The organism is Pseudomonas protegens (genome assembly GCF_013407925.2).
Taxonomy (GTDB): domain Bacteria; phylum Pseudomonadota; class Gammaproteobacteria; order Pseudomonadales; family Pseudomonadaceae; genus Aquipseudomonas; species Aquipseudomonas fluorescens_AP.
In genome coordinates this window covers 5,093,260-5,109,210 of the sequence record NZ_CP060201.1, presented here as the reverse complement: position 1 = coordinate 5,109,210, position 15,951 = coordinate 5,093,260, and the positions used below count along the sequence as shown (strand labels likewise).

At 64.1% G+C, this 15,951-nt stretch carries 17 protein-coding genes and 1 riboswitch; of the genes, 2 read left to right on the top strand and 15 right to left on the bottom strand.

The window, feature by feature from the left end:
* Position 1: 1 nt before the first annotated feature.
* The 9 genes from cobC to cobO are packed head-to-tail and all read right to left on the bottom strand — an operon-like array spanning position 2 to position 8,106.
* On the bottom strand, positions 2 to 574 hold the full coding sequence (gene cobC, locus GGI48_RS23830) for an alpha-ribazole phosphatase family protein (RefSeq protein WP_179600314.1): 573 nt from the start codon (positions 572 to 574) through the stop codon (positions 2 to 4).
* Positions 571 to 1,626, bottom strand: coding sequence for a nicotinate-nucleotide--dimethylbenzimidazole phosphoribosyltransferase (gene cobT / locus GGI48_RS23825; protein WP_179600312.1), 1,056 nt, complete (start codon positions 1,624 to 1,626; stop codon positions 571 to 573). The genes cobC and cobT overlap by 4 nt, the downstream gene beginning before the upstream one ends.
* A complete protein-coding gene (gene cobU, locus GGI48_RS23820) occupies positions 1,623 to 2,144 on the bottom strand; it encodes a bifunctional adenosylcobinamide kinase/adenosylcobinamide-phosphate guanylyltransferase (RefSeq protein WP_179600310.1) in 522 nt (173 codons plus the stop codon). The genes cobT and cobU overlap by 4 nt, the downstream gene beginning before the upstream one ends.
* A 36-nt stretch (positions 2,145 to 2,180) precedes the next feature.
* The gene (locus GGI48_RS23815) at positions 2,181 to 3,632 is read right to left on the bottom strand and encodes a cobyric acid synthase (protein WP_179600308.1); all 1,452 of its coding nucleotides are present in this window, start codon (positions 3,630 to 3,632) and stop codon (positions 2,181 to 2,183) included.
* Positions 3,629 to 4,621, bottom strand: coding sequence for a threonine-phosphate decarboxylase CobD (gene cobD / locus GGI48_RS23810; protein WP_179600306.1), 993 nt, complete (start codon positions 4,619 to 4,621; stop codon positions 3,629 to 3,631). Before cobD ends, GGI48_RS23815 begins: the two co-directional genes overlap by 4 nt.
* The gene (cbiB, locus tag GGI48_RS23805) at positions 4,614 to 5,522 is read right to left on the bottom strand and encodes an adenosylcobinamide-phosphate synthase CbiB (RefSeq protein ID WP_179600304.1); all 909 of its coding nucleotides are present in this window, start codon (positions 5,520 to 5,522) and stop codon (positions 4,614 to 4,616) included. The genes cobD and cbiB overlap by 8 nt, the downstream gene beginning before the upstream one ends.
* Positions 5,519 to 6,169 (bottom strand): 5,6-dimethylbenzimidazole synthase, encoded by a 651-nt coding sequence (bluB, locus tag GGI48_RS23800; RefSeq protein ID WP_016966229.1) that lies wholly within the window; start codon positions 6,167 to 6,169, stop codon positions 5,519 to 5,521. The genes cbiB and bluB overlap by 4 nt, the downstream gene beginning before the upstream one ends.
* Entirely contained in the window at positions 6,162 to 7,484 is a 1,323-nt protein-coding gene (locus GGI48_RS23795; RefSeq protein WP_179600302.1) for a cobyrinate a,c-diamide synthase, read from the bottom strand. Before GGI48_RS23795 ends, bluB begins: the two co-directional genes overlap by 8 nt.
* Before the next feature lie 10 nt (positions 7,485 to 7,494).
* A complete protein-coding gene (gene cobO / locus GGI48_RS23790; RefSeq protein WP_016966227.1) occupies positions 7,495 to 8,106 on the bottom strand; it encodes a cob(I)yrinic acid a,c-diamide adenosyltransferase in 612 nt (203 codons plus the stop codon).
* A gap of 79 nt (positions 8,107 to 8,185) precedes the next feature.
* Positions 8,186 to 8,419: riboswitch (cobalamin riboswitch) on the bottom strand.
* A gap of 167 nt (positions 8,420 to 8,586) precedes the next feature.
* Between cobO and GGI48_RS23785 the strand changes: the two genes are divergently transcribed.
* Both GGI48_RS23785 and GGI48_RS23780 read left to right on the top strand, forming a co-directional pair.
* On the top strand, positions 8,587 to 9,168 hold the full coding sequence (locus GGI48_RS23785) for a hypothetical protein (protein WP_179600300.1): 582 nt from the start codon (positions 8,587 to 8,589) through the stop codon (positions 9,166 to 9,168).
* 70 nt (positions 9,169 to 9,238) lie between these two features.
* A complete protein-coding gene (locus tag GGI48_RS23780; RefSeq protein ID WP_179600298.1) occupies positions 9,239 to 10,558 on the top strand; it encodes a PQQ-dependent sugar dehydrogenase in 1,320 nt (439 codons plus the stop codon).
* Position 10,559: 1 nt separating this feature from the next.
* Here GGI48_RS23780 and GGI48_RS23775 read toward each other — a convergent pair whose 3' ends face one another.
* From GGI48_RS23775 to GGI48_RS23750, 6 genes are all read right to left on the bottom strand, one after another.
* A complete protein-coding gene (locus tag GGI48_RS23775) occupies positions 10,560 to 11,222 on the bottom strand; it encodes a class I SAM-dependent methyltransferase (RefSeq protein ID WP_179600296.1) in 663 nt (220 codons plus the stop codon).
* Positions 11,223 to 11,244: 22 nt separating this feature from the next.
* Entirely contained in the window at positions 11,245 to 11,778 is a 534-nt protein-coding gene (locus GGI48_RS23770) for a C40 family peptidase (protein WP_016966223.1), read from the bottom strand.
* Between the two features lie 165 nt (positions 11,779 to 11,943).
* Positions 11,944 to 12,564 carry a C40 family peptidase gene (locus GGI48_RS23765; RefSeq protein ID WP_179600294.1) on the bottom strand — a complete coding sequence of 207 codons (621 nt, stop codon included), beginning with the start codon at positions 12,562 to 12,564 and terminating at the stop codon, positions 11,944 to 11,946.
* Between the two features lie 223 nt (positions 12,565 to 12,787).
* A complete protein-coding gene (gene hda, locus GGI48_RS23760) occupies positions 12,788 to 13,492 on the bottom strand; it encodes a DnaA regulatory inactivator Hda (RefSeq protein ID WP_007898944.1) in 705 nt (234 codons plus the stop codon).
* Between the two features lie 228 nt (positions 13,493 to 13,720).
* Positions 13,721 to 14,794: an AI-2E family transporter gene (locus GGI48_RS23755; protein WP_179600292.1), complete on the bottom strand. Its 1,074-nt coding sequence runs from the start codon at positions 14,792 to 14,794 to the stop codon at positions 13,721 to 13,723.
* Positions 14,795 to 14,832: 38 nt separating this feature from the next.
* Entirely contained in the window at positions 14,833 to 15,873 is a 1,041-nt protein-coding gene (locus tag GGI48_RS23750) for a DUF2066 domain-containing protein (RefSeq protein ID WP_179600290.1), read from the bottom strand.
* Positions 15,874 to 15,951 lie beyond the last annotated feature (78 nt).

The window sequence follows — 15,951 nt, the reverse complement described above, 5'->3', positions numbered from 1 at the left end:
CTCAGCCCTCCTCGCTCAGCCGACCCGGGGAGACATTCAGGCTGAACAACGCGCCGTGACTGACTTCGACACTCAACAACTGCTCCCGGGGCAGCCCCCGCGCCCGAGCCAGCAGCAGGCGCATGACCCCGCCATGACTGATCAACAGCACCCGCTGCCCGGCCCACGACTGGTACAGGCCATCAATGGCCGCCAGCACCCGCCGGGAAAAGTCCGCCACCGGCTCGCCCTCAGGCGGTGTGAAGCTGTAGGGATCGGCCCAGAAACGCCCCAGATCCTCAGCCTCGGTGTCCATCAGCGCCGCCGCGCTGCGTCCTTCCCAGGCGCCAAAATGCAGCTCCCGCAGATCAGGCGCCAGACTCAGGGGCAGGTGCAGTTGTGCGGCCAATTGCTCGGCAAACCGCGAACAGCGCTGCAACGGCGAACTGACGATCCGATCCCAAGGCCCGCGCCCCTGGACCCCGTCAAGCATCTGTTGCCAACCACGCTCCGTCAGGGCGTCATCCAGGCTGCCGCGCAAGCCGCCGCCCAGTTCGGTTTCCCCGTGGCGCAACAGGTCCAGGTGCAAGGTCATGCCGGGCGATCCGCCACCGCCGCCTCGGCGAAGGTCGCCATCTGCCCGTGCAGATCGCAGGCCAGACGCAGCAATGGCACCGCCAGCGCCGCACCGCTGCCCTCACCCAGACGCAAGCCCAGGTCCAGCAGCGGCTCGGCCTCCAGGGTCTGCAACACATGCAGGTGCCCCGGCTCAGCCCCCTGGTGGGCAAACAGCAGCCAGGGGCGACAGGCCGGATTCAGGCGCACCGCCACCAGCGCCGCGACGCTGCAGATAAAGCCATCCACCAGCACCGCGATGCCTTCCTGGGCACAGGCCAGATAGGCGCCCACCAGCGCCGCCACTTCAAAGCCGCCCAGGTTGAACAGGGTTTGCAGGGCATCGCCACGGGAGGCGGCATGCAGCGCCAGGGCCCGCTCGATCACTTGAGCCTTGTGGTTGACTCCAGCGGCATTCAGGCCGGTGCCCGGACCGGCCAACTGCGCCACCGGAATATCCAGCAAGGCACAGGCAATGGCGCTGGCAGCCGTGGTGTTGCCAATGCCCATTTCACCGCCGATAAACAGCTGGGCACCCTCGGCCCGGGCCCGCAGCACGCTGTCGCGCCCGGCCTGCAGGGCTTGCTCGCCCTGATCCGGAGTCATGGCCGGTCCCTGGACAAAATTCTGCGTACCCGCTCCCAGGTTCAGGTGGCGCACCCCCGGCAGGTTCAAGCCGGACGCCACCGTTCCCAGGTCCACCACTTCCAGTTGCGCCCCCAGTTGCCGCGCCAGCACGCTGATCGCTGCTCCGCCACTGACAAAGTTCAGCAGCATCTGCCCGGTGACCTCTTGCGGATAGGCGGACACCCCTTCGGCGACCACCCCGTGATCACCGGCGAAGATCGCGATCCACAGCCGCTCCAGGCCAGGCTTGAGCCGCCCCTGCAAACCGGCCAGGCGCACCGCTAAAGGCTCCAGTTGGCCGAGCGAGCCGGCCGGCTTGGTCAGTTGCTGCTGTCGCGCCAATGCTTGCTCGACCCTCTGCGCATCGATCGCCTTGCATGGATTCAGCCACCAGGAGTTACTCATAACGCAGTTCCTTTCAAAGTCAGGGGCAGGCCGGCCACCGTCAGCACCACACGCTGACAGCGCTCGGCCAGAGCTTGATGCAGCCAACCGGCTTCATCCACGTAACGGCGAGTCAATTCGCCCAGCGGCACGACACCCATTCCGGTTTCGTTGCTGACAAAAATGATCGTTCCCGGCAGCCCGGGCAGGCACTGCAACAAGGCGTCGCGCTCGGCCTGCAGACGCTCCTGGTCGTCCAGCATCAGCAGGTTGGTCAACCACAGGGTCAGGCAATCCACCAGCAGGCAATGCCCGGGGGCGGCGGCTTGCTGCAACACCCGGGCCAGTTCTAGCGGCTCTTCGATCAGGCCCCAATGACTTGGTCGGCGTTCGCGATGATGGACGATACGCTGGTTCATCTCGCCATCCAGGGGCTGGCTGGTGGCGATGTAGGTGACCTGCAGGGCGCTGTCGCTGGCGAGTTGTTCGGCCAGGCGACTCTTGCCGGAACGGGCACCGCCGAGAATCAGTTGCAGCATGCTTGAGCACCTTTGAAATGAATGTTCACCGCGGTTCTAGCGACCACAGAGGGTGAGCAGCGCGGCGGTGTCCAGATGCCGCTCCACCAGGTCCGCCAGACGCTCGATATCGCGCTCGCGCAAGGCGTGGTAGTCCACCTCCTGGACCGCCTCAAGGCCCGCCCAGCGCAACAGCGCACTGCAGGCCGCCGGGCTTTCGAACAGACCATGCAGGTAGGTGGCGAGAATCTGCCCATCGGCGCTGCAAGCGCCGTCGCGACGTCCATCGTCCAACAGCACCGCCGGCTGCTCCAGGGCCGGGCCGCGGGTGACCCCGGCGTGAATCTCGTACCCGCTGATCGCGGCCTGCTCCAGGCTCAGGTGGCCACGAACATTGCGCAGCTGCTTCTCTTCCTCAAGCACGGTGACAAAGTCCAGCAGGCCCAGGCCCGGGCTGGAACCGGCGGCGCCTTCCAGGCCCAGGGGATCGTGCAACTGCTTGCCAAGCATCTGCAGGCCGCCACAGATCCCCAGCAGCTTGCCGCCATAGCGCAAGTGCCGGGCGATGGCCCGTTCCCAGCCGTTGGCTCGCAGAAAGGCCAGATCGCCGCGCACGCTTTTCGAGCCGGGAAGAATGATCAGATCGGCGGCCGGGATTGCCTGCCCGGGACCGATGAACTGCAAATCCACCTGCGGATGCAGGCGCAGGGGATCGAAGTCGGTGTGGTTGCTGATCCGCGGCAACACCGGCACCACCACCTTGAGCACTTGCTCGACCTTGCCGGTCTGACGCTGATCGATGCCGTCCTCGGCTTCCAGGTGCAGGTCCAGCACGTAGGGCAGCACCCCGAGCACCGGCTTGCCGGTGCGGGCCTCCAGCCAGTCCAGTCCCGGTTGCAGCAGGGCCAGGTCGCCTCGGAAGCGGTTGATGATGAAGCCCTTGACCCGCGCCTGCTCACTGGGCGACAGCAGTTCCAGGGTGCCCACCAGATGCGCGAACACCCCGCCGCGGTTGATATCGGCGATCAGCAGCACTGGGCAGTCCACCGCCTCGGCAAAGCCCATGTTGGCGATGTCGCCGGCACGCAGGTTGATCTCCGCCGGCGAGCCGGCGCCTTCCACCATCACCACCTCATAGGCACCCCGCAGGCGCTCATGGGAAGCCAGCACCGCCTGCATGGCGATGGCCTTGTAGTCGTGATAGGCCACGGCATTCATGGTGGTCACGGCGCGACCGTGAATGATCACCTGGGAGCCGGTGTCGCTGTTGGGCTTGAGCAACACCGGGTTCATGTCGGTGTGGGGCGCCAGGTTGGCCGCCTGGGCCTGGACCGCCTGGGCCCGACCGATTTCACCGCCGTCGGCGGTCACCGCACTGTTGAGCGCCATGTTCTGCGGCTTGAACGGCACCACGCTGACGCCCTGGCGCAACAGCCAGCGACACAGCGCGGTCACCAGCGTGCTCTTGCCGGCATCCGAGGTGGTGCCCTGCACCATCAGGGTGGTCATGGGTGATCCTTGCGATAGGCCTGCAGCGCCTGCTCCAGGCGTGCCCAGTCGACATCGTCGGCGGGCAGGCCGAAGCGCAGGCTGCTGTTGTGGACGAACAGCCGCAGCAGAATGCCGCGCCGTGCCATGAATTGATAAAGCTGCTCGGCCTCGGCGGTGATCAGCCACTGGAACAGGGCGCAGCCACCCTGGGGCTTGAAGCCGAAGCGTTCCAGAACCTCACTCAGGCGCTGGCTGGCCGCCTCGCTGCGCAGGCGCTGCCGCACATGCCCGTCGATATCCCGCAGGCACACCTGCCCCAGCACCCGGGTCGGCCCGCTGACCGCCCAGGGCCCCACCTGCTCCGCCAGCAGCTTGAGCAACCGGCGCTCGGCCAGGACAAACCCCAGGCGCACGCCAGCCAGGCCAAAGAACTTGCCGAACGAGCGCAGGACAATCAGCCCCACCTGATGGGCATGGCGGGCCAGGCTCAGGTCCGGGGTGTTGTCCATGAAGGCCTCATCCACCACCAGCCAACCACCGCGCTGGGCCAAGCGCGCGTGCCAGTCCAGCAGGCGCTCCGGGGTCAGGCTCAGGCCGGTGGGGTTGTTGGGGTTGACCACCACCAGCACATCGAGGCTGTCGAGAAAGAAATCCACTTCCTGCTCCAGCACCTCTCGCACCCGGTAGCCACTGCGGCGCCAGGCTTCGGCGTGCTCGGCATAACAGGGCGACAACACCCCGACCTTGCCCGCCCGCCGCAGTCGCGGCAGCAATTGGATCGCGGCCTGGGAACCGGCCACCGGCAATACCTCGCTGGCACCGTAGTAGGCACAGGCCGCCTGCTCCAGGCCGTCATCGGTTTCCGGCAAGCGCGCCCAGGCCCGCAAGGGAATGTCCGGAACAGGAAACGGCCAGGGCGCCAATCCGCTGGACAGGTCCAGCCAGGCCTCTTCGGCGATCCCGTATTCCTGGGCCGCCTTGCGCAACCTTCCACCGTGCTCAAGCATAGAATTCAGCCCCCAGGCACAGAATCAACAACCACAGCCAGATACCCCGCTGCACCAACTGCCAGCCACGATCGATGGAATCGGCACTGGCCGGCTCGCCTTCGCCCAGTTGCGGACGCTGATGCAACTCACCGTGATAAATCGCTGCGCCGCCCAGTTCCACACCCAGGGCACCCGCTCCGGCCGCCATGACCGGGCCGGCATTGGGACTGTCCCAGGTCGGCCCCTGGCGCCACCAGCATTTGAGCGCCAGACGAGTCTTGCCCAGCACGGCATAGGTCAGGGCCACCAGGCGCGCAGGAATATAGTTGAGCAGGTCGTCGATCCGCGCCGCCGCCCAGCCGAAACGCTCGAAGCGCTCGTTGCGATAACCCCACATGGCATCCAGGGTGTTGCTCAGGCGATAGAGCACCACCCCCGGCGCACCGGCCACGGCAAACCAGAACAAGGCGGCGAACACCGCATCGCTGCCGTTTTCCAACACCGACTCAGTGGCAGCCCGCGCCACTTCGGTGGCATCCAGCTCACTGGTCTGACGGCTCACCAGAAAACCGACCCGACGCCGGGCCTCATCCAGGTCGTCGCTGCGCAGAGCCTGAGCCACCGGCTCGACGTGCTCGCCGAGGCTGCGCAGGCCCAGGGCGCAATACAGAGCAACGATCTCCACCAGCCAACCGATGTAGGGCAGCCAGGACAGAGCCGTGGCCACCAGGGTCAGGGGCAGCACCGCCAGTACCCAGGCGCTGACCCCATGACTGCGCCAGCCCCGGCCGGCGGCGTTGAAACGCTGCTCGATACGATCCGCCATGCGGCCGAAGGCCACCAGCGGATGCCAGCGCTTGGGCTCGCCCAGCAACGCATCCAGCGCCACCCCGGCGACACTCAGCAACGCCACGCTCATTGACTCACTCCCCAGTAATTCTCATACAGCAACTCACTCAATGGCCGGGGCTGCGCCCAGCCCTGCAGCGCCAGCATCGGCGCCGGATAGAACTCGGTCACCGGGCCCAGGCACAACACGGCCAAGGGCTTGGCTCCGGCGGGCAATCCCAGCAGGTCGGCCAGGGCCTGGGGCTCGAACAGCGACACCCAGCCCAGGCCCAGGCCTTCGCTGCGGGCCGCCAGCCAGAGGTTCTGAATGGCGCAGGACAGCGAGGCCAGGTCCATTTCCGGCAGGGTGCGCCGACCAAAGACATGCCGCTCACGGCCATCCATCAATGCCGCCACCAGCACCTCGGCACAGTCGTGGATGCCTTCGACCTTGAGCTGCATGAACTCGTCGGAACGCTCGCCCAGCGCCTCGGCAGTGCGCACCCGCTCCTCCTCCACCAACTGCTGGATGCGCCCACGCAACGGGCGATCGCTGATGCGGATAAAACGCCAGGGCTGCATCAGCCCCACACTGGGCGCCTGATGCGCCGCCTCCAGCAAGCGCCGCAGCAACTCGGGCTCGACACTGCCACCGGCAAAATGCCGCATGTCCCGACGTTCGGCGATGGCGCGATACACGGCCGCACGCTCCGCCGCAGAAAATGCCTGCTCACTCACCGCTCACCCCCCCTGCAGGAGCCGGAGCGAACAACGCCGCCACCGCCGCCGAATTGGACGGAAAGTAGAAATGCACATAGGAAGCGGTCATCCGCCCGTCGCGGTACACCGCCTCAGCCCCCCGCCCACCGTTGGGACTGATGCCCCGGGCAATCGGCTCAAGGGCTGTGGTGGTCAGGGAGTGATGGTAGGTATGGCCACGCAAGCTGCCTTCCGGCAACTCCACGGCCTGCAAGGCCAGGGCCGCCAGGCGCTTCTGCATCACCGCCGCGCCGGGCAGCAAGCCCAGCAGCTCGGCACACTGGCCGTCGACGTCGGTCAGGGAGTCGAGCAGGTACAGCATGCCGCCACACTCGGCGAGCAATGGCTTGCCCGCAGCATGGTGGGCACGAATGGCGTCGAGCATGGCGCCGTTCTGCGCCAGGGCCTGGTGATGCAATTCCGGGTAGCCACCGGGCAGGTACAGGCTGTCTGCCTGCGGCAGTGTCGTGTCGTGGATAGGGGAGAAGAAATGCAATTGCGCGCCCATGGCCCGCAACAGATCGAGGCTGGCGCCGTAGGTAAAGGCAAACGCCTCGTCCCGCGCCACAGCAATGCGCACGCCCTCCAGCAAGGGCTCGCAAACCACTGGCGTTGGCGCGGCAAAACTCACGGCGGGCGGCAACTCCACCTGACAGCTGCTGGCCAGCGCCTCGGCGGCGGCATCCAGGCGCAAGTCGAGATCATTCAGTTCACGGGCCTGCACCAGCCCCAGGTGCCGGCTGGGCAGTTCGATATCGGTTTCCCGGGACAGGGCGCCGTACCAGCGCAAACCCTCGGTAAGGCTGCCTTCGAGCAACTGCGCGTGACGCAAGGTGCCGACCCGGTTGGCCAGCACCCCGGCGAACGGCAGGTCCGGCTGATAGCGGGCCAAGCCCAGGGCCAGCGCGCCGAAGGTCTGGGCCATGGCGGTGCCATCGATCACCCCCAGCACCGGCACCCCGAAATGCCGCGCCAGATCGGCACTGGAGGGGGTGCCGTCGAACAGCCCCATGACCCCTTCGATCAGGATCAGGTCGGCGTCAGCCGCCGCTTCCCAGAGCAGGCGCCGGCTTTCCTGTTCGCCCACCATCCACATGTCCAGCTGATACACCGGAGCGCCGCTGGCACGTTCGAGAATCATCGGGTCGAGAAAGTCCGGGCCGCATTTGAACACCCGTACCTTGCGCCCCTGGTTGCGGTGCAGACGAGCCAGGGCAGCGGTCACGGTGGTCTTGCCCTGGCCGGAAGCCGGCGCGGCGATCAATACCGCCGGGCAATGACGAACATCGGTCATGAAATCACGCTCACAGCTCAACACCTTTCTGCGCCTTGATGCCGGCCTGGAAGGCATGCTTGACCATGCCCATTTCGGTGACGGTATCGGCCAGTTCGATCAGTTCCGGCTTGGCCCCACGGCCGGTCACCACCACATGCTGCATGGGCGGCCGGGCTTGCAGGTCGCTGAGCACCTGGTCCAGATCCAGGTAGCCGTGCTTGAGGGCGATGTTCAGTTCGTCGAGCACCACCAGACCGATGCCCGGGTCGCTCAGCAACGCCCTGGACACTGCCCAGGCGGCTTCGGCCGCGGCGATATCGCGCTGGCGATCCTGGGTTTCCCAGGTAAAGCCCTCGCCCATCACATGAAAGCGCACCTGCTCCGGAAAACGCCGGAAGAACAGTTCTTCGCCGGTGCTGTTACGGCCCTTGATGAACTGCACCACGCCGCACTGCATGCCGTGGCCCATGGACCGCGCCAACATGCCGAAAGCCGAACTGCTCTTGCCCTTGCCATTGCCGGTCAGCACCAGCAACAGGCCACATTCGTTGGGCGAGTTGGCGATGCGCTCATCGATCACGGCTTTCTTGCGCAACATGCGCGCCACGTGGCGCTCGTCACGATCGGGGGATTCACTCATGGGGCAGCTCTCCGTTGGGGCTGGGGAACGGCGGGCAGGAAAAGGAATAGACGGCGCAAGCCTGGCATCGCCCACCGTGATGCCGTTGGATGGATCAGGCCGGTCTCCGGGCTCATGAGGGGCATTGCTGCCGGACTGCGCGCCTTCCCATGTCGTGGACACAGTGGCATCTGGCGCAGCCTTGACTCATCTACCGTTGCGGGGGCAGCGCCGGAATCGTAGCCATGTCCATTGCTGGCACAGGCCCTGACCGGCTTCCCTGTTTCACTCTGTCGACCCGCGGCCACAGAGCACCTGAAACAAGTCGCGAAGGTTAGAGGGTTGGGGGTGGAGCGTCAATTAAAGCCAGCCGGCGCGCGACACACAAAACTGCACCGCATCAACAAACTGACGCCAATCTTGTGCCACACTGAGCACATTGATATCAAATAGCCATATTTCAGCCCACCCACCACCAGACAACAACAAGGACGGATCCCGATGCAAGGCATGATCATCAGCAATCCCAAGCTGGAATTCCTGCGCCCGATGCTGGAACGCTGGTTTGATTGCATTGACCGCTACAACGCTGTTCGTGGCGATGGCGAAACCCCTTACTGGTTCGACGAACAAGCCAACCTGGGTTTGCTTTCCGCCGCCGCCTGGATGGCGGAAATGGTCAGCCTCGAACACAGCCCCAGCAAAAAACAGCAGGAGGCAGGCGCCCGCAACGCGCGCACCGATCTGTACCTGGCCACCCGGGAAGAGCGCGCCTACATTCAGGCCACCCAGCGCTGGCCCCAGGTCAACGGCCTGCGCCTGACCCAGGCCCTGCTCGACATTGCCAGTGACGCGAGAACAATCAGCTACCCCAGCGACCTGCGGCTCGGCTGCCTGTTCGTCAGCCCGCAAAAGGCCCAGCACAGCGCCACCCCGGAAGAACTCCAGGACATGCTCGACGAGCTGCAAAAGGAACACTGCTGCGCGGTGGCCTGGTACTTTCCCTACGCCTATCGCAAGTTGCACAACGAAGCCGGCCACTACCATCCCGGGGTCGCGGTACTGTTCAAGGAAGCCCGCTGATCAGGCGGAACCATACGCCGGCTATGCTCCTCTATGACTAGGACGTCCGTGCACTCATAGGGAAATCAGCATGCTCAAGTCTCGACTCGCTTTGCTTATCGCCATCGCCGCCGGCCTTACGGCCTGCGGCGAAACCTCCAGCCTGCAAGTTTCCGACGGCACCGGCCCCAGCCCCAAGCTGCCGGAGCCCAATCCGACGCTGATCCCCACGGTGAACATCGCCCCAGCGATTGGCTGGCCCAAGGGCACCCAGCCATTGGCGGCAGCCGGCACCCAGGTCAATGCCTTCGCCGAAGACCTCGATCATCCACGCTGGCTCTATGTCCTGCCCAACGGCGACGTACTGGTGGCGGAAACCAACGCACCGCCCAAACCCGACGACAATCAGGGCATTCGCGGCTGGATCGCCGGAAAGATCATGGGCCGCGCCGGCGCTGCCGTGCCCAGCGCCAACCGCATTACCCTGCTAAGGGATCAGGATCACGATGGCGTGGCCGAAACCCGCAGCGTGTTTCTGGACAACCTGAACTCGCCGTTCGGCATGACCCTGGTCGGCAATGACCTGTATGTGGCGGACACCGACAAGCTGCTGCGCTTTCCTTACCAGAACGGCGACACGCGGATCAGCGCGACCGGCACCAAGGTCGTCGATCTGCCCGGCGGCACGCTCAATCATCACTGGACCAAGAACGTCATCGCCAGCCCGGACGGGAGCAAGCTCTACGTCACCGTCGGCTCCAACAGCAACGTCGGGGAAAATGGCCTGGACCAGGAACAAGGCCGCGCCGCGATCTGGGAGGTGGATCGGAGCAGCGGGCAGCATCGCCTGTTCGCCACCGGCTTGCGCAATCCCAACGGCCTGGCCTGGGAGCCGGTCAGCGGGGCGCTGTGGACCGCGGTGAACGAGCGCGACGAGATCGGCAGCGACCTGGTGCCGGACTACATCACCTCGGTCAAGGACGGCGCCTTCTACGGCTGGCCCTTCAGCTACTACGGGCAGCATGTGGATGTGCGGGTCAAACCGCAGAACCTCGATCTGGTGAGCAAGGCCATCGCCCCGGACTACGCGGTTGGCCCGCACACCGCCTCTTTGGGACTGACCTTCGCCCAGGGCAGCAAGCTCCCGGCACCGTTCACCGAGGGCGCGTTCATCGGCCAGCATGGCTCGTGGAACCGCAAGCCCCATAGCGGCTACAAAGTCATCTTCGTCCCCTTCAGTGCCGGCAAGCCCCAGGGTCCGCCCGTGGACGTGCTCAGCGGCTTTCTCAGCGCCGATGAAAAGGCCTATGGACGCCCGGTTGGCGTAGTGATCGACCAGCAAGGCGACTTGCTGGTGGCCGATGACGTCGGCAACAAGGTCTGGCGGGTATCGGCCGCCAAAGCGCCCTGATTCAGCGCTTGCGGCACAGGGTCAAACCGTCCCCCAGGGGCAGCAGCGACAGGTCGATGCGCGAGTCATCCCTCAAGGCCCGGTTGAGCGCCTGGATGGCTCGGGTATCTGCGCTGGCAGGATTCACCTCCAGCACACGCCCGCTCCACAAGGTGTTGTCGAATACCGCCAGGCCTCCGACTCGCAACAGACGCAACGCGGACTCCAGATAGGCCGGGTAGTTGGCTTTATCGGCATCGATGAAGATCAGGTCGAAAGATTCGAGCCGGCCAGCCCGCTCCAGGTCAGCCAGGGTTTGCAGCGCTGGAGCCAGGCGCAGGTCAATGCGCCGCTCAACACCTGCCTCCTGCCAGTAACGGCGGGCCGTAGCGTTGTAGTCGCCGGGCAGGTCGCAACAGATCAACGAGCCGTCTGCAGGAAGGGCCTGAGCCATGCACAAGGCGCTGTAACCGGTGAAGGTTCCCACTTCCAGCACCTGGCGAGCAGCGGTCAACTGGATCAGTAGCGCAAGAAACTGCCCCTGTTCCGGCGCCACCTGCCAACGGGCAGTGGGCAGGGCCTGGGTTTCATCCCGCAGACGTCGCAACAGCGGCGTTTCACGCAGGGATACATCCAGCAGGTAGTGATACAGGGCATCGTCGAGGTTGAGCGAACGCGCAGTCACAAGCACCTCGAGCAGCGTTGAATTATGGATTGTGCGCCAGATGTTCCGGCTGCAGCACGCGCTTGGCGCTCAGATAGGCTTTCTGCCAATAGGCCTTGGACAGGCTGTCGAGCTTCACCGTACCGCCGGTGGCCGGGGCATGGACAAAACGCCCCTCACCGACATAGATCCCGGCGTGACTGACCTGTGAGCCGCCATTGGTGGCGAAGAAGATCAGATCACCGGTTTGCAAGGCATTCTTGCCCACGTCCGGCGCCTGCATGCCGATCATTTCCCGGGTCGACCGTGGCAGGGAGATACCCGCGGCGTCACGGTAGACGTAGCCGATCAGGCCGCTGCAATCGAACCCGGAGTCTGGAGTATTGCCGCCCCAACGATAAGGCGTGCCGACCAGACCCAAGGCGCGGAACAGCACATCTTCAGCGACGGGAGAAAAAGCCTGGGAGGCGTTGAAAACCGGTGCACGTACCACAGGCGCAGGTGGCGGGGTACGGCTGGCGCAAGCACTGAGCAGCGCGGCGAGGGCAATTAGGGCAAATCGGGCCGAGGTCGACATAAGCTGAACAATCCTGATCGGGATGCGGCTTTCTCTGCCGTTGGTACTGAAAACAAAACCGCGTAAGCAGGGCTTACGCGGTTAGTTTCAACAATAGATCAGGATTCTAGCGTCTACGCGCCAAACTTCAAGTAAGACTTTAACTTCGCCCTACAAACTATCCGCTTATTTGCGTGCAGTGACCACGGTTGGCGCCATGGCGAGCGCGCGCTTGGCTTCGATGAAGGTCTTGCTCCAGTAGCTGTCACCCAGGCTGTCGACCCGCACACCGCCGCTGCGGCGGCTGCTGGAGTGGATGAACTGATCATCACCCAGGTAGATGCCGGCATGGCTGACGCGACCGCGACCGTTGGTGCTGAAGAACAGCAGATCACCCGGCTTGAGGTTGTTGCGCGCCACCAGAGGGGCCTTGACGTTGATCATTTCGCGAGTGGAGCGCGGCAGATTCATGCCCGCCTCTTCGCGAAACAGATAGCCGATGAAACCACTGCAATCGAAGCCAGCTTCCGAGGTACCACCGAAACGGTAGCGGGTACCGATCAGGGACATGCCGCGCTCGAGGATGCTGTCAGCCAGAACTGGCAACTGGTAAGGCTTGCTGTCAGAGAACTCTGCCAGTTCCTTTTCAGTTGCCAGCTCTTCCTGGTAAACAGCGGAAGACTGACTTTTGACGGAGACTTGAGCCTGCTGGGCAGTTTGCTGCTGCGACACCGGAGTGTGGGAAGCGCAACCAAACAACAGGGTAACGAGTGCGAGAGGCACGAGGGGTGCGAAGCGATTTAGCATGGGCACGACCGTGGCTTGAAATAAATGAAGACGCGACTATGCCTTCTATCGCCCTCATTTGCAAATTCAATCGATCAGAATGTGACTTATGAGTTTCTTCCGTACATCTAAGGCTTTAAGCCCAATTTAAGTCCGACGGTCTTTGGAAACCCTTCCAAAGGCGCGATTTCTGACGCCTGAAATATGCCGAAGGCCGGCAAAAAAACGGCTGCAGGCCTTGGTTTTACCAGCCCAGCGTCTCTTTCAGAAAGGGAATGGTCAGCTTGCGCTGAGCTTGCAATGAGGCCTGATCAAGACGTTCGAGCAGCTCGAACAGAGCACTCATGCTGCGGGTCCCGCGGGTGAGGATAAAATGTCCGACTTCGTCGGTCAGGTGCAGCCCGCGACGCGAGGCGCGCAGTTGCAAGGCACGCAATTTGTCTTCATCGGAGAGCGGGCGCATCTGAAAAATCAGCGCCAGGGTCAGTCGAGACTTCAAATCCGCCAGCTTCACTGGCAACTCACGGGGCGAGGTTGAAGCGGCAATCAGCAAACGCCGGCCACTGTCACGCAAGCGATTGAACAGATGGAACAGCGCCTCTTCCCAATCAGCCTTGCCCGCTACCGCCTGCAAGTCATCCAGACACACCAGCTCGTACTGTTCCAGGTTGTCGAGAATCTCGATACCGCGATCCAGCAGCTCCGCCAGCGGCAGATAAACCGCAGGCTCCCCCAACTGCTCGAAACGCAAACAGGCCGCCTGCAGCAAATGCGTGCGGCCCACGCCGTCCTTGCCCCAGAGATAGATCAGGCTTTCGGTCCAGCCAGCGTCGGCTTCGCAAAGGCGCTCGACGTAGCCGAGTGCAGCAGCATTGGCGCCTGGGTAGTAGTTGATGAAGGTGGCGTCGTCACGCAGACGCACACCTAGGGGCAGCTGAATCGGTTTCATGCTGACTGAACAGTTCCAAAGGAACCGTTAGTGGCCTCTGTGTAAAGTTTGCAAAGTTTATACCCGTGACGCCGAGCGCACAATGCAGCAGACCACAAGCAAAATCAAAGGTTTGCGTTAGCAAAACAGTATTCAGGGGCGAATTTTGACAGCCCCGGCAACAGCCAATGAACGCCAGCCAGCGCACGCCCGCAAGGCGCTCATTGCCGCCACTCGTTGCCCACCGACCTACAGATCATGGTCTTCGGCACCGCTGTAGAGGTCTGAATCCTTGTACAGATCGTGCATGTGACGCACCAGCACCATGATCACCGCGGCCACTGGCAAGGCCAACAGCACCCCGGTAAAACCGAACAGCTCACCACCAGCGAGAATGGCGAAGATCACCGCCACCGGATGCAGACCAATACGGTCGCCCACCAACAGCGGCGTCAGCACCATCCCCTCCAGCGCCTGCCCCACCATGAACACTGCAACGATGCCGATCATGGGGTACAGGTCGCCGCCGAACTGGAACAGGCCGGCGATCAGCGCCGCGCCAATCCCTATGACAAAGCCCATGTACGGCACTATCGCTGCCAAGCCGGCAATCAGGCCGATCAACAGCCCCAACTCAAGCCCCACCAGCATCAGCCCCGCCGCGTAGATCATTCCCAGGGCCAGCATCACCAGCAACTGCCCACGGACAAACGCCCCCAGCACCTCATGGCATTCTCCCGCCAGGGACACCACCCGCTCTTCGCGATTACGCGGCAACAGGCTGCGGATCTTGGCCATCATCAGGTCCCAGTCCCGCAACAGATAGAAGCTGACCACCGGAATCAGCACCAGGTTGGCCAGCCAACCGATCAGCGCCAGCCCAGACGCCGTGGCCTGGCTCAGCACCACGCCAACAATGTCAGTGGTCTGGCCCATGTGCTCGCTGATCGCAGCCTTGACCTTGTCGAATTTCCAGAAGCCATCCGCCAACCCCAAGCGGGCCTGCACCCAAGGCATGGCGGTGTGCTGCACCCAATCGAGCATCTGCGGCGCCAGCTCGTAGAGGCGCAGCAACTGCTTGGCCAGCATCGGCACCAGGACCAGCAACAGGGTCATGATGATCAGCGTGAACAAGGCAAACACCGCCACCACGCCCCAGGTGCGCGACAGCCCCCACGTCTCCAGGCGATCCACCAGCGGGTCGAACAGATACGCCAGCAACAGCGCCACCAGGAACGGACTGAGGATCGGATGCAGCAGATAGACGAACCCACAGACCAGGAGCACGCCCCCCAACCAGACCCAACGACGCGTATCAGCCATAAACCACTCCAGCTTCTATATAGAAGGAAACCCATCTGCTACCAGCGAAAACGCAATTGCGCGGCCTGCGGCGCAGCCACCGCCGGCGCCGCACCTTCAGCCCCCGGCACAGGGGCCGGCGCCTCGCCCGCAGGAATTTCCTGCAGCCTGGCCAGGGATAGCTGCGCCCGCAGTTGCTCCGCACTGCCGTTGACCCGATAGATGACGCGATCACCGTCGATGCTCTGAATCTGCGCACCGAAAGGCTCCAACAGATGCCCCAGCGCCGCGTAGTGCTCCAGGGTCATGCCCTGCACTTCGAGCAATTGCTCGCTGGAGGCTCCAGGGCGCGTGACGAAACGCGGCGCCAGACGCTGACTCACCGCCAGCAGCACGCCATCGGCCAGGGCCGCCGTATCCGCGCCCTGAACAGTGCCCTGCTCTTTCTGATCGCCCAGCCACAAACGCCACTTGGCCTGCCATTGCCCGCCCTCTTCACGGGCATGCACCGCCAACAGCGCATCGGCGCCGTAACGCTCCGACGCCTGGCGCAAAGGAGCCGGGTCGGCGCCTTCAAGGTTGGGCGCCGTGGCAACGATCTGCTCATCCAGATCGCCCAGAGGCAGGCGCAGCGGCAGACCTCGATGCTGCGCCGCACGCCGCAGAGGCGCGGCACTGGCCTGACCGTCACCGACCAGGCTCGAGCCCTCAGTGGAGTCGCTCAACCACCAGCCCAGGATCGATGGCCGGTTGCTGCCCCACAACGGCAGGCCCGCCTGGCGCAACGCGCGATCGGTGCTGACCGGATCAAAGTCCACTTGCAGGCTTTCCGGCGGACCGGCGTCATAGCCGTACTGGCTGATGATCTGCTGCGGATCCTTGCGGATTGCCGCCAGCCCCGCGCCCTGAGCCGCCTTGGCATCGCCGGTCAGGCGCAGCACCAGGGTCTCCAGGGCACGCTGCGTGGCCTGGTCGCGCTCCTCGGGCGACTGGCTGCTCACCGGCTCGCGCACTTGATACAGGCCATTGAGGGTTTCGGCATGACTCGCCAGGCTGACCAATGACAAACAGCCCACAAACAGAAATTGACCCAGACGCATGGAAGATTCCCGACGACAAAAAAACGATTGAAACAGCGCGCAAGAACCACTGCGAGCAAGGCTGTGACCACAAGCCCC